This is a genomic window from Marinitoga sp. 1155 (assembly GCF_001021175.1).
Taxonomy (GTDB): Bacteria; Thermotogota; Thermotogae; order Petrotogales; family Petrotogaceae; genus Marinitoga.
The window spans coordinates 29,474-43,969 of the sequence record NZ_AZAX01000014.1 but is presented as its reverse complement, the minus strand read 5'-3'; the positions used below and the strand labels follow the sequence as shown (position 1 = coordinate 43,969).

At 25.6% G+C, this 14,496-nt stretch carries 15 protein-coding genes; 9 read left to right on the top strand and 6 right to left on the bottom strand.

Going from position 1 to position 14,496, the window contains the following annotated elements; genetic code table 11:
• The first annotated feature begins 335 nt into the window (after positions 1-335).
• Positions 336-512 carry a hypothetical protein gene (locus X274_RS11980; RefSeq protein ID WP_156166148.1) on the top strand — a complete coding sequence of 59 codons (177 nt, stop codon included), beginning with the start codon at positions 336-338 and terminating at the stop codon, positions 510-512.
• A 173-nt stretch (positions 513-685) separates the two neighbouring features.
• Here the strand turns inward: X274_RS11980 and X274_RS05915 are convergent, their stop codons facing one another.
• From X274_RS05915 to X274_RS05890, 6 genes are all read right to left on the bottom strand, one after another.
• Positions 686-1,027, bottom strand: a complete 342-nt coding sequence (locus X274_RS05915) for a hypothetical protein (protein WP_156166147.1) — start codon at positions 1,025-1,027, stop codon at positions 686-688.
• A 188-nt stretch (positions 1,028-1,215) separates the two neighbouring features.
• Positions 1,216-2,454: an isoamylase early set domain-containing protein gene (locus tag X274_RS11555; RefSeq protein WP_052913201.1), complete on the bottom strand. Its 1,239-nt coding sequence runs from the start codon at positions 2,452-2,454 to the stop codon at positions 1,216-1,218.
• A 12-nt stretch (positions 2,455-2,466) separates the two neighbouring features.
• A complete protein-coding gene (locus X274_RS05905) occupies positions 2,467-3,849 on the bottom strand; it encodes a hypothetical protein (RefSeq protein WP_047265892.1) in 1,383 nt (460 codons plus the stop codon).
• A complete protein-coding gene (locus X274_RS05900; protein ID WP_047265891.1) occupies positions 3,846-4,571 on the bottom strand; it encodes a hypothetical protein in 726 nt (241 codons plus the stop codon). Before X274_RS05900 ends, X274_RS05905 begins: the two co-directional genes overlap by 4 nt.
• A gap of 71 nt (positions 4,572-4,642) precedes the next feature.
• Entirely contained in the window at positions 4,643-6,532 is a 1,890-nt protein-coding gene (locus X274_RS05895; protein WP_047265890.1) for a hypothetical protein, read from the bottom strand.
• Between the two features lie 178 nt (positions 6,533-6,710).
• Positions 6,711-7,643 (bottom strand): enolase C-terminal domain-like protein, encoded by a 933-nt coding sequence (locus X274_RS05890; RefSeq protein ID WP_047265889.1) that lies wholly within the window; start codon positions 7,641-7,643, stop codon positions 6,711-6,713.
• Positions 7,644-7,772: 129 nt separating this feature from the next.
• On the opposite strand from X274_RS05890, the gene X274_RS05885 reads away from it, so the two are divergent.
• From X274_RS05885 to rlmB, 8 genes are read left to right on the top strand one after another with little or no spacing between them, the layout of a single operon-like run.
• Positions 7,773-9,467 (top strand): cache domain-containing protein, encoded by a 1,695-nt coding sequence (locus tag X274_RS05885; protein ID WP_047265888.1) that lies wholly within the window; start codon positions 7,773-7,775, stop codon positions 9,465-9,467.
• Entirely contained in the window at positions 9,461-10,207 is a 747-nt protein-coding gene (locus X274_RS05880; protein WP_335337578.1) for a GGDEF domain-containing protein, read from the top strand. Before X274_RS05885 ends, X274_RS05880 begins: the two co-directional genes overlap by 7 nt.
• On the top strand, positions 10,185-10,730 hold the full coding sequence (locus tag X274_RS05875) for a SiaB family protein kinase (RefSeq protein WP_047265886.1): 546 nt from the start codon (positions 10,185-10,187) through the stop codon (positions 10,728-10,730). Before X274_RS05880 ends, X274_RS05875 begins: the two co-directional genes overlap by 23 nt.
• A 15-nt stretch (positions 10,731-10,745) precedes the next feature.
• Entirely contained in the window at positions 10,746-11,126 is a 381-nt protein-coding gene (locus X274_RS05870; protein WP_047265885.1) for a DUF1987 domain-containing protein, read from the top strand.
• 29 nt (positions 11,127-11,155) lie between these two features.
• A complete protein-coding gene (locus X274_RS05865; RefSeq protein ID WP_047265884.1) occupies positions 11,156-12,685 on the top strand; it encodes an ATP-binding protein in 1,530 nt (509 codons plus the stop codon).
• 2 nt (positions 12,686-12,687) lie between these two features.
• A complete protein-coding gene (locus X274_RS11550) occupies positions 12,688-13,335 on the top strand; it encodes a response regulator (RefSeq protein WP_052913199.1) in 648 nt (215 codons plus the stop codon).
• Positions 13,336-13,351: 16 nt separating this feature from the next.
• Positions 13,352-13,774, top strand: coding sequence for a Mini-ribonuclease 3 (locus X274_RS05855; protein WP_047265883.1), 423 nt, complete (start codon positions 13,352-13,354; stop codon positions 13,772-13,774).
• Entirely contained in the window at positions 13,774-14,493 is a 720-nt protein-coding gene (gene rlmB, locus X274_RS05850; RefSeq protein ID WP_047265882.1) for a 23S rRNA (guanosine(2251)-2'-O)-methyltransferase RlmB, read from the top strand. Before X274_RS05855 ends, rlmB begins: the two co-directional genes overlap by 1 nt.
• Positions 14,494-14,496: the final 3 nt, after the last annotated feature.

Here is a 14,496-nt window from a genome sequence, read left to right as displayed (position 1 = left end):
TATAATTGTTTTTGTTGGTAAAGAAGCAAAATATATTGAGGAAGTAAAATAAAAACGTACTCACCCCTTACAAAATTTGGACAAAAAATAAGAAAGTGATATCATAAAATTTACGATGTCCAAAAAGTAAAGTCGCTCAAACAATACATCGTGTATTGTTTCGCGGCATTACATCCATGTAATTTTGACGACTTCCATTCACCCTTAGATTTTTTTGGATAAAAAATCTAAGGGGAAAAGATTTATAATTATATAATAAAAATCTTTTATCCTATACCCGCGGTAGCGTGTAAGGGCAATCTTCGAGCCTTCATTTCATTTTAGACTTTTTAGACATGCTAATATTTTATAGAAAACAAAAATTTAAACAAATAGCCCAGCGTATCAGAGCAATAGCTCAAAAAATTTTTATAAAATCAAAATTATTTAAACCAATACCCGAAGTTATGGTTATGAATGTAGTTTCTATTTTTGTATATTTTGAAAAATTACCTGTCATGAAAAAAGATTAATAAAAATATCTCCAAGAAATATTTCAGGAGAAAGAAATACTCGTTGAATTTATTAACATGCATCAATATTGATAAAAATGCCAGAATTTCCAGCATTTTTATTATTTTACCTTTGATGGACTTTCAAAATCTGTTTTTATAAAATATATGTTTATTTTTATATAAAATTATATTTATTTAGAAGTTTTTTCTATATAATGTTCGTAATTAAGATCTATATAATTAAATGATTCTTTTATCTTTTTCGCCCAATTTAATGTTATTGGATGTTCTATTCTTGATGATATCATTGTTTCCAAACCCAAACTTTCAGCAACTTTTAAATACTCAGAAGTTTTTAATAATCCCCCAAATTTTGTGATTTCAAATACTAATCCTGTAGAAATATCTTTTAATCTTATTATATCCTGAAGTGTTTTAAAGGATTCATCCCAAAAAACAGGATATTTCGTCAAAAGGTCTTTTACTGCAAATTCACTCCCAACAGGTATTTGAATCAATTTTAAAAACGGCATGTTCTATCCATTCTTTCTTTAAATATTTTAATATACTTCTTTCCTGCCAATAATATACGTCTCTTTTTCTATTCATAAATTCTCCTCCGTTTGTGTTCAAAAAAAATTTTTCTAATCAATTATATGTTATGATTATTATACCATAAATAAAATGAGGCTTTCGCCTCATTTTATTATTATTATATTAATTAAAATTCTGCTTTTGCAGATATGAATAAATAATAATTTTCAAAATCCATATCAAAATCATGCCCTATTTTAAGTTCTGCAAGAACATTACTATTAATAAATTCGACTCCAATTTTATAACCTAAATTATTTGAATTATCATAATACATATCTGTTAAAATATTTATATTTTCTAAAATTGGTAAATTTAGGCCACCTATTAAAAAATATGTATTTTCAGATATATTATAATTTCCGCTTATTTCTAAAAGTGATGTTATCTTTGAATAAAACTCTATATTCTTATTTACAAGAGTATAAATACCTTCGATATATAAATTATCATTAATAAAATCTGCTTTTAAATATTCCAAAGAATCTGAATATTTACCTTCAATACCAACATTCAAAGTTTCCGCTCTTATATATAAATTCATTGTAGTTTCATCAGTTGCAGGTAAATATCCTAAATAAATATATGTATTTTCAAAACCTACCCTTGCAGTAGTGAAATACTTTAATTCATTATTTTCAGAATAAATATCAACAACAACATCAGCTACTCTTAATTTAATACCACCATAAAATCCTGTTTTATTATATTCAATATTGGTTTCATAAAATTTCCATAAAGTATTAGCTGATGAATTATTGAATAATCCAAAAACAAATCTATTATTCTCCCATCTTACTTTTAATGACTCTAATCTAAATTGCCACGAACTGTTATCCGCGACCAAATTAGCTTCAAATTTCATACCTGATTTTTCAGGATTTATTTTTAAATTAAAAACATGACTTAAAGTTGGCGTTTTCAATGAATATGTGTCGGTATCTATCTTTGATTTTAAATCGAACACATATGATCCATTTATAATACCAGATTCTTGTTTAGTTGCTTTTTTTATTTTTAACTCGCCATTTTCTAAAACTAATGAAAATGCACCATTTTTCCCACCAAACCCATCTGGTGCATAGTCTGGAGCTTCTGGATCTTCTTTCCAATCAGTTCCATTTATTACAAATTTATATTGATAGTCACCTGGTGAAAGTTTCAATGTTATCCTCCATATACCACCTTTTATTTTTTTCATTTGCAATGCTGTAGAATCCCAATTATTGAAACTACCAGCTAAATATACAGAAGAAGCTGTTAAATCCTTATACTCAAAAACTACAACACCTTTATACACATATACCTTAGAAAAAGACACTATTGATAATATAATTAAAAATACTGTTAATAATACTTTTTTCATCAAATACACCTCCTAAAATCCTGTTTTAACTGTCAAAGATAATTGTTTTTTAAACTCTTTTGATGCACCAAAATTACCGTCTCCTAAACTTAAGGATAATTCCATATTAGAAAAGCCTGTATATTTTGCTTCTAAATACATAGTTTTATATCTCTCTATTACTCCATATATATACATGCCTTTTCCAAATAGATTTAAATTCCCAAATGATTTTGATAATGAACCATATAACACCTCTGAAAAACCTCCACCGTATACTGTTGAATTTTCTATATTAACATCTTTATTTCCAAAAATATAGGATATATCATAATAATAACCTAATAAATTCCCTTTTAAATTTGAAGAAAATGAGAAATCACCATATTTCTTGATATTAGTCCAATCATCTTCTATTCCTTTTTTATATACAGATAAATTCAACTTACCAAATAGTGGTAAATCAAATGGTAAGTTTATTGTCCATTCCAGATCGTTTAAATTATATTTATCATTCGCAACAGGTATTCCTATGTAAAGATAATTATAGTTATTATAATTAAAATAACCTTTTAATTGACTTAGAGAAAAATTTTCAACAGAAATCTTGTTATTTTTAAAATAATAATCAAAATCAAAAATAATCCCTACTTTGTTTAAGGTTAACTCATTTCTAATATTATTATAAAAACTATCCGGCAGATATGTTTTATTAAAAGCCGGTGCTAAATATTTTAGAAATATTGCATTACTAATTCTACCTAAATTTACTCTATTACCCCAAAAAAGAAGATAATTATCTTCTAAATAAAACTTATCTTTATCATATGAATAACCAAATTCACCAAAAAATTGTGTTTTACCTAAATTTAAATTGTAATCATAAAACCTCCAGTTTATATAATTATATTTTGTGTAATATTCTTTCGAGTAAATAAAGCTATAATAAAAGTTTCCTAAAGGAATTCCTCTAACATGTGAAATCAAAAATGATGACGATCCTCCATCTTTTTTAAATAAAAAATTTTCTGTGTTTCCTATTGGAAGATCATATTTTAATACTAATCCATCGACCGCCCCTATTTTTTCATTATTAAACGCATTTATCCAATCAGTTGTATTAACACTTTTTTTCTTCCATAACGTTTTAAATAAGTTACTCCCGAATTTAAAATCAAATTCACCATCTGTAATATAATATTTATCATCATCACCTTTATTCAAATTTAAACTACCGGAAAAATCCGAACCGTCCGGTTTAATATACAAATCTAATTTTAACCCATTTTCATAAAACTGTGCGGGAGATGATTCCATGGTGTATGTCCATGAAGTTTCAAAATTTCCATTGATTTGTGTATTTGATAGTCCCATTATTGCTAATAGTAAAAAAATTAATACTATTATTTTTTTCATTGAGAATCACCAACCTTAATTTCTTCAATTTCCACATAACTAATTAGAGAATAAAATTTAATCTTAAATCCTGTCACATTATTTTTAAAAGTATATTTTTGATTTTGAGATGAATCAGAATATACTTCACCATTATATATCATTTGCCATGGCATCCAAGTTGTCGAAACAGGAATTTTATATTCTATATTATCTCCTTTGTTATATGAAGAATTAATAGTTATTTCAAAGTAATCACCCATATTATTCATTTGTTTTGGAGTCCAATTGTTAAAAGTACCTGCTGCGTACCAGTTCATATTTAAATTTGTATCATCTCCTACTCCTACGGCTTTTCCCGCTTCTAATTTATCCAGATCTAGATATACTGTAATCTGATTTTGAGTTACTGCTGATTTTAATATTGGAATAGAATCTGAAACAATATTACCGTCACTTTTTACATAATATACCTTATAATATCCAATATTAAACTTATTTCCATTATTATCAATTTCATTAAATATTATATTTGATGCATCGATAGTTGCTTTATATAATTTCAAATTTTCATCGTATGTAAATTTACTATTTTCTATCAATGTTTTATCATCTGTTTGTAACCAATTATTCCCGTCGTATCCTACATATATACCTTCAGGAACAGATAAATCAAGAACTTTCATTAAACAACCTGAAAATAAAAAAACAGAAAAAAATAACAGTATCAATACTTTTTTCAAAAACATCACCTCCATTTACTTTAAAAAAACCCACCCCAAATTTGAGGTGGGGATATTAATCATGAAATATTCTATTGTATTGTATATTCTACCATATTAATAATTGTTAAAGGTACATTCCAATCCCAATTTTCAGGATAAGGATTATTTGGAATTGTATCTGGGGATGAAGAACCATCTCCTCCTACTATTGTTCCAACAAATTTTATCTTATTCCCTTTTGCCAAACCAAGATCTGATAATTTAATCTTAACTTCCATCACCGGATCAACATTAACTTTTTGAGCCATTTTTCCAGATATATCTGTTTTTGTTGCTGCCCCTTCGACAACCCATAGTTGCGGATCTCCATGTTCCCAAGAGGCTATAAAGAAATGTATAGGTGTTCCATCCTGAGTCTGGATGACTCTTGGCCAGCCTCCAAAATTCATATTTGTTGCTCCTCCAGTAGCACCATCTACAGAAAAATATATAATAAAACCATTGCTTGAAGCTTTATATTTTGCTCCTATATATAAGTATTTATCATCATTTGCAACACCTATCCAATTTACGTCATTGTCTGATCCCCATTTGCTATCATCTGTAGCCTCATCAAGAACTGTCTTTGTTGCATAATCTGTCCAATCTGATAAATCCCCATCTATAATTATTTGTCCAGGTGCTGCTATATCATTTTCATCTCTCGGAACAACTTTTAATTGATCATAATTATACATTACAACTCCAGTAATATTATAAGTTATATCAGTACTGAATTCTGTTGTCGTATAATTTTTTACAACAATTGTTGCACCATTTGATTCAAAAGTAGCATTATTATATCCATCATCTATATTTTTACATACACCTTCAAATTTTACTAATTTTCCATAATAATCCCAATTGTCAGCTATTTCAACCCCGCTTATGTCTACGGGGATTATTTCTACATTTGATTTCAAAACAGTTACAGAAGCTGTATCGTTTAAATTATATTTATATACATTATTAATTGAATTTATGAAATGACTTACCGATCCTTCAACATATACTAAATCACCTATATTCAAATTAGCAATATTAGCAGGCTTGTATATTTCAATTCCTTTTGTCTCATCTTGAATAAATACATATGTGCTATATTTATAGTTCACAATACCAATAGAGGAAGCATCATGTGTTCCATTTACATCTATATCATTAACAACTTCGGAGATTGATTTAATTTCGTCTAAAGGTTCAACAATTAATTTTGAAAAATGTGGATCAAATTTTATTCTCGCTCCCATTGTATAATTTCCAGAGGTAAATGCTAAAGTATTTCCACCCGTTCCATAGTAATGATTTTCACTAAATATAAATGGCCCATTGTCCCAATTATTAACTCCTAAACCAATTTTGAATTCAAGCGGATTTCCGGGTCCAAAAATTGTTTTTGTAGATTTTTCTGTTGTATAACTCCCCTCTGTCATTTCAACAAAGTCCCACCCTGTTGGAATTCCAGCAAAATATATTGGAGAAGCGTCTTTAGTATTATCTCCCATTACTCCTGCTATTGTTTTATGATCAGTTGTTGTGTCTGCCGAAGGATCAAAATAGAATATTACCTTATCCATATTTTTAACAACATTTGGATCTATTGGAACACTTGGATCAAACTTTTCAAATCCACCATATGCAATTGAACTATCTCCTGTTATTTGAACAACTTTCCACCACCATACTTTTTCATCATTAGTTGGTGCTGGAACATTATCTATTAAATCTGATCCGGCAATTTCTAATTTATATGTTCCATCGTTTTGCTGTGAAAATTTCCAGTCAGGAATTAAATCAAATTTAAATCCTTCTTCGCTATTAGAAAAATAAAGATAATATCCATCTTCTAGTTTAGTAGGTTCTTCGGGTTTTGGAAAACATCCTACTAAAAATAAAGATAATAATACAGTAATGCTAAAAAAAATAAAAATCTTTTTCATAATTTCCCCTCCTGTTATAAGAATTTTGTTATCTTTTTGTTGCAATAATATTATACCTCTTTACTTTTAAGCAAGAAACGCGAAAAAAAGTTATTATATATAATTTTATTATATTATTTATAATTATTTAATATTAACAGCAAAATCCTTAAAAAAAATAAGGAATCCTTTGGATTCCTTACTTAGACGTTTTTTCTATATAATGTTCGTAATTAAGATCTATATAATTAAATGATTCTTTTATCTTTTTCGCCCAATTTAATGTTATTGGATGTTCTATTCTTGATGATATCATTGTTTCCAAACCCAAACTTTCAGCAACTTTTAAATACTCAGAAGTTTTTAATAATCCCCCAAATTTTGTAATTTCAAATACCAATCCTGTAGAAATATCTTTTAATCTTATTATATCCTGAAGTGTTTTAAAGGATTCATCCCAAAAAACAGGATATTTCGTCAAAAGGTCTTTTACTGCAAATTCACTCCCAACAGGTAATGGTTGTTCTATTGCTACTACGTCAAGGCCTTTAAATACATCAAGTATTTTTTTTACTTCGTAGTGGTTAAACATACCTTTAAAATCTATCCATATTTTGTATTTATCAATATTTGCTTTTAATATCTCTAATTCTTCTAAAGATATTTTTTCAATGAATTCAATTTTAATTATTAATGCATCTATTAATTCATCATAAATGGCATATCCCATATCATTATAAACATATAATTTTTTCATCTCTTCGTTTAAATCTTTTTTTGAAAAAAGTATTTTTGACAAATCTAAATTTTTAGAATTTAGGATATAATCAGCAATAGCAATTTCAACGGCTGTTTTTGATGACATATCAAATTTAACTATATTACTCATTACTTTTTCAAAGTCTGCATAATTGTTCAAATCTTCCCATTCTTCGGTTAATTTTCTCATCTTCTCAATTATAGCCATTGTTGTTTTGTATGTTTCACCAAAATCAGAATTTGGCGTTCCAGCACCTATACCAATTATTCCACTTGAATTTATTTTGAAAACCGCATGTTCTATCCATTCTTTCTTTAAATATTTTAATATACTTCTTTCCTGCCAATAATATACATCTCTTTTTCTATTCATGATATTCCTCCTGATTTTAAGTATTTATAATTTATAGTAATTAAAAAAATATTTAAGTATTTATACTTTTTTCTGATATAATAAATATATAATATTAAAATAAATATATGAGATATGGGGGTTAATATTATGACAAACAGGCATAAAATCATTTTCCCATTATTATTTATATCTATGTTATTGATAATAGGGATGGGATTGTTTTTTTCTATTAACTATTATAATATAAATTTAAGCAAAGCGCAAGACTATATTAAAAGTGAGAATTCTGTTGTTGCTACATTCATCGATGATTATTTTACAGAATTAATTCATTTTGCAGAAACATTTGCAAAAGATAAAGATTTTATCAATGCTGGATTTTCTAAAAAAAGCGAGGAGAAAGTTTTAGAAATATTGAAAAATTACAAGAATTCAAATAAAAATATCGCTTACATTTATACTGGTTATAAAAACAAAAAATTAGTTATTAACGATTGGGAAGTACCTGAAGAATATGATCCAACAATTAGACCATGGTATATTGAAGGTATTAAAAATCCTAAAAGTGTATATATCGGAACACCTTATAAAGAATATAAAACAAAAATATGGTTAATCTCTACAGGAAAAGCTTTAATTAACGAGAAAAATGAAGTAGTTGGTGTCTTATCTATAGATTGCTCTCTTAGTGATTTTGTAAACTTAATAAACTCCGAATTAAGTTACAAAACAGGACAAACTTTTGTTATTAATGACAAAGGAACTATAATTCTACACAAAAATATAGAAAATATAAACAAAAAATTTGAATATATTCATTTCGTCGGATCAAAAGGAATTATAAAAGATAATATTAATAATAAGAGCTATTACATAGCTTATACTAAATTAAATTCCTCTGGATGGTATATTGTTACTATGGTAGAGAAAGCTGAAGTCATGTCACCTATATATAAAGGCGTAATTTCTTATTCAATTATATCTATTTCTTTACTTTTATCTTTTGTTATATTACAAAGTATATTAATATCTAATTTCAGGTTAAAAAAGTTGGTTGAAGAAAGAACAAAAGAATTAGAACAAAAAAACAAAAGAATTATGGACAGCATTTTATATGCTAAAAATATTCAAAATTCTATATTACCATCTGAAAAAATTCTAAAAAACAAATTCAAAGATTTTTTTATACTATGGAAACCTTCAAATATTGTAGGTGGCGATTTTTATTGGTATAAAGAAAGAAATGATGGTTCATTCTATATTGCAGTAGTTGATTGTACTGGTCATGGGGTGCCTGGAGCTTTGATGACAATGACTGCAAATTCTATATTAAACAGAATTATAGACGATACAAATTTAGTTAGTCCTTCAGATATACTTCAAAAATTAAATATTTTATTTAAAAATGCTATTAACTCTTATAATAATGATTATAGATATGATGATGGAATGGAAATAGGACTTTGTTATATTTCGAATAACAAATTAACATATAGTGGTGCTGGTATATCTTTGTATTATACAAAAGATAATAAAACCATAAGAGTAAAAGGAGATAATAAGGGTATTGGATATAAAAGGTCTAAAACTGATTATATCTTTAGTGAACATATTATTGAAATTGAAAGTAACACGAATTTTTATATAACTTCTGATGGATATGAAGATCAAAATAATCCCGAAGGAAAAAGGTTAGGCAGAAAAAATTTTGTTAATTTATTAAATAACATTTATAAAGAGCCGATGGATAAACAGAAAGAAGAAATTGAAAAATTTCTGAAAAATTATATGAAAAATGAAGAACAAAGAGATGACATTACTGTTATAGGTTTCAAATTATAGGTGGTGATATTATTTATTTAAAAAAAGAATTTGAAATTATAAAAAAGGCTGAGAATACTTTAAAGAAAAATCCTTCTTATGATTCTTTAAAAGAATCATATAGATCTTTATTAGATGAATATAAAAAATTACTTGATGAATATTACAAATTAATTCATATCTCAGATATTCAGGATAATTATCTTTTTGAACTAAAGGAGAAATTAGAAAGAAAAAATATTTATTTAAAAAATTTATCTGAAAAAGACACATTAACTGGATTGTATAATAGACTAAAATTCGATGAAATCATTAACTATCAAATCAATTTATATAAAAGAGAAGGAAGAAAGTTTTCCTTAATTATGATGGACTTAGATAAATTTAAGAAAATTAATGATGCATTTGGACATAATATTGGTGATAGAATTTTAATAGAACTTTCAAAGATATTAAGAAGAAACCTAAGAAAAATCGACTTTGTTTTCAGATGGGGAGGAGACGAATTTTTAATAATCTTGCCTAATACCAACTTAAAATCTGCTATAAAAGTGGCTCATAAACTTAAAAAAATTATTTTATTAGATAAAAATTTAAAAAACATAACCGCAAGTATTGGATTAACTGTTTATAACGGAGAAAACATCGACGAAATAATAAATATAGCTGATACTGCATTATATAATTCAAAAAATTCTGGAAGAAATAAAATATTTTTCTATCAAAGGGGGGAGTTTTTTGAATCCGAAAAACATTCTTGAAATTAAAGATCAAATTCGAAAAAATAATATTATTATGAGTTTTATAGGGCCATTTTCTCAAGGTATAATAGAAGAAATAGGAAGAGCATTGAGAGAATATATAAAAAATGATAAAAATCATAACACATCTTCTAACAATATTTTTTCTGTATTTATTGAACAAAGTCAAAACATTAAAAACTATGAACGAATTTTATCTAAAAAAGAAATCAATCATGTATTTTTAGAATCAATAATATTAATTGGAAAAAACGAACAAAACTATTTTATCAGTTCTGGAAATATAGTAAAAAAAGAGGATATACAAAATCTTAAAGAGCGTATAGATGAGATAAATTCTTTAAGTAAAGATGAAATTAAGTTATTATATAAAAAACGATTAAGAGAAAATTTTAAAAGCAAAACCGGCGGCGCTGGCTTGGGATTTCTTGAAATGGCTAAAAGGGCTTCAAATAAATTTGAATATGATTTTATTAAACTAGATAATAATTATTATTATTTTATTCTAATAATAACGGTTTAAATAGGAGGTATTAAAATGGAAAAATTAATTATTAAACCAACTAAATCTACACCAGAAATAATATTTGATCCTGAAAAAAACATCTTATCTATTAAAGGTGAATCATATCCAGAAAATTCCTTTGATTTTTATAATCCTATATTTGAATGGTTAGAAAATTATATAAATAATTTAGATACTGAAACAGAAGTTATTTTTAATTTTGATATTAGTTATTTAAATACCAGTAGCACAAAATCAATTATGTTTATATTAGATATTTTAGAAGAAGCTTATAACAAGAATAAAAATGTGAAAATTAATTGGTATTATGATGAAGATAATGAATTTTCTTATGAAATAGCGGAAAATTTCATGGAAGATTTAACCATACCCTTTACACTAATAAAAAAATAGTGAGATTATTCTCCCAAAGAGGTGTTTTAATGGACAGCATCTTTTCAAATGAATATAAGAAATTAGAAAATCATAAAAATTTTTTAAAAAATAATAGTTTTTCTGTGGAGAATTTAATTGATAAATATGAATGTTTGATCAAAGATTATGAGCACTTATTGAGTCAAACAAAAAAGATTTCTAAGATAAGCGATATTAATCAAATGATGTTAATTGAAACAAAAAAAAGATTAGGGTTATTATTGGACAACTCTGATGAAGGCTTTTTAATGTTTGGAAAAGATTTCTTGATTCACAAAGAATATAGCAAGGAATGTTTAAATATTTTTGAAACAGAAGATATTTCAAAAAGAAATATTTTAGAATTATTATATAATTCGGATTATGAAATTGAAAAGAAGATATTATCTCATATTTTTGAAAATGATGAAAAGGATGATGTGTATTTAGAATTATTGCCAAGTGAAGTTAAGATAAATAATAAAATATTAAAAGTAAAATATAAGATTATTTATTTAGATTCTGTAAAAAGAGTTATGTGCATAATACAAGACATTACGGAAAAAAAAGAATTAGAGGAAAAAATAGAAAATGAAAAAAATAATACAAAAATGTTATTGAATGTTGTAATGAATAGAGATATTTTAAAAAAGAATATAGAGGATTATATTAGATATGTTACAAAACAGATATATAATGATATATCTGTATATTCAATTCAAGATTTTATTATGAATTTTTATAAAAATATACATACTTATAAAGGGTTGTTTCTGCAATGGCACTTTATAAAAACCGGAAAAAAATTAGATAAACTTGAAAACGAATTAGATTTATTAAAAAAATCAAATATAAAAGATAAAAATAAAGTAGTAATTTTTATAAAAGACAGAAAGTTAAATGCTTTTCTAAATGAAGAATTGAATTTTATCAATAGTGTTTTAGGAAAAGATTTTCTAAAAAACGAAATGATCTGGATAGATAAAAATAAAATAATAATTTTAGAAAAATATATTGAAAATGTTTTACCAGAAAAATATTCTCAATTAATATTGGCAGAAATAAAAAAACTTTATTTCAAAGATATAAAAGATGTGTTAGATGTATATAAAAAGTATACCTTTGAATTAGCAGAGAAATTTGAAAAAAAGATTAATTCGTTTGAAATTGATTCTAACTTGTTTATAGATATTGATGATTATTATGACTTTATAAAGTCATTAATCCATATATTTAGAAATATTGTCATACATGGCATAGAAAGACCAGAGGAAAGACTTATTTTAAATAAAACGCCAGGTGGTAATATTAAATGTAAAGTATATGAGAAAGAAAATATTATTCACATTATAATATCAGATGATGGAAAGGGTATAAAAAATATAAATAAAATATTTGAATATGGCTATACATCAAAATATGAATCAAATATATACGCTGGTAAAGGAATTGGGTTATATTCCGTAAAAAATGAAGTTGAAATTTTAAAAGGTAAAATTTCCGTTTATTCCGAACCAAATAAAGGTACAACTTTTAACATCGCAATTCCCAGGAGGTAACTATGTCAAAAATATTGATTATTGAAGATAATATAAATATTAGAAATGTTTTAAAAAAGTATTTAAAAGAATTAGGACATGAAATTGTTGGAGAATTTGATGATATATTCGGTATTGTCAACAAATGCCAAAAACTAAAACCAGATATTATAACCCTAGATTTGTACTTAAAAAATACCGATGGAATAAACGCTATAAAACTTTTAAAAAAAACATACCCTAATTTAAAAATAATTGTTATAAGCGTTTCTAATAAAAAAACAGAAATATTTAAAGCATTGAATTATGGAGCTGATTATTTTATAATTAAACCAGTAGATAAAGAAAAATTAAAGAAAGCTTTCGAGAAAATTCAAATATCTCAAAGCAAAATTTCTAAAATTAGGAGATTGTATAAAAGAGAAGAAGAAAATATTTTGGACGTAAAAAATTTTAATAGTACTCTAACAATTTATATAAAAAAACCATTAAATGGCAAAACCATAGAAAAAATTAATAAAGTTGTAGATGGATTATTAATAATTAAACCTTTAAAAATTGTATTTAGCTATTTTGATGAAAATGAAAGCGTAGGAAAAATAGAGAAATCATTAAATGATATTATAATAAAAATTAGAAATCATGGTGGAATTGTAGAAATTGAAAAATAGTTGAAGGGAGCACAAAATGAGTGAATTTAATAATTTAGGTAAGTTATTCGAAAGTAAGATTAAAGATTTAAGAGAGGTGCCTGTAGACACCTTTGCATATATTGGAGATGCTGTAATTAATTTATATTTTATAAATTATATTATAGATACTGGTAGAAAAAAAGCAGGTAAGTTACATAATGAAAGTAAAAATTATGTTAGTGCAAAAGCACAAGCTAAAATAGTTGATAATATTTTAAATTCTTTCAACGAAGAAGAAAAAAATATATATAAAAGAGGACTTAATTCAAAAGGCGCTAAAAAGCGTGGAAATGATTTAGAATATAGAAAAGCAACTGCATTTGAAACTGTTGTTGGATATCTGTTTTTAAAAAAAGATTATACAAGATTAAATGAAATTTTAGAAAGTTCTAAAAACGTATTAGGGGAGAGAAAATAATGTATGTATATGGCAGAAATGTATTAAAAGAAATTATAAATGCGCATTATCCTGTAAAAAATATTTATTTTACCGATAGTAAAAAAACAGATAAAACATTTAAAGAATTAATTGAATTGACCAAAAAACATAAATATTCATTCTCTTTTGCACCTGATAATGTTCTACAAAAAATGGTTAATGTTTCAAAACATCAAGGTGTTGTAATAGATATTGGAAAAGAATTTAAATATGTTGATGAAACTATTCTGAATAATTTAAGAGAAAACGCTACAATTGTAATCCTGGATCAAATTCAGGATCCTCATAATTTCGGCGCCATTATTAGATCTTCTCTCGCTGCTGATGCTGATTTAATAGTTATTCCTAAGGATAACTCCGTTGAAGTAACCTCAACTGTTATTAAAGTTTCAGTAGGGTTGGCTTTTAGAATTCCTATTTTAAAAGTAACTAATATTTCAAGATTTATTGAGACTATTAAAAAACACGGGTTTTGGGTATATGGTGCTGACATGAGTCATAATATATACTATGAAACAAATTTAACTGGAAATGTTGCTATTGTTATGGGAAATGAAGGAAGTGGTATTAGAGAAAAGATTAAATCAAAATGTGATGCTTTAATTTCTATTCCAATGGCAAACAATGTTGATTCATTAAATGTATCTGTTAGTGCAGGTATTATATTATTTGAAATTTTCAGACAGAAAAGCAGGTGATTT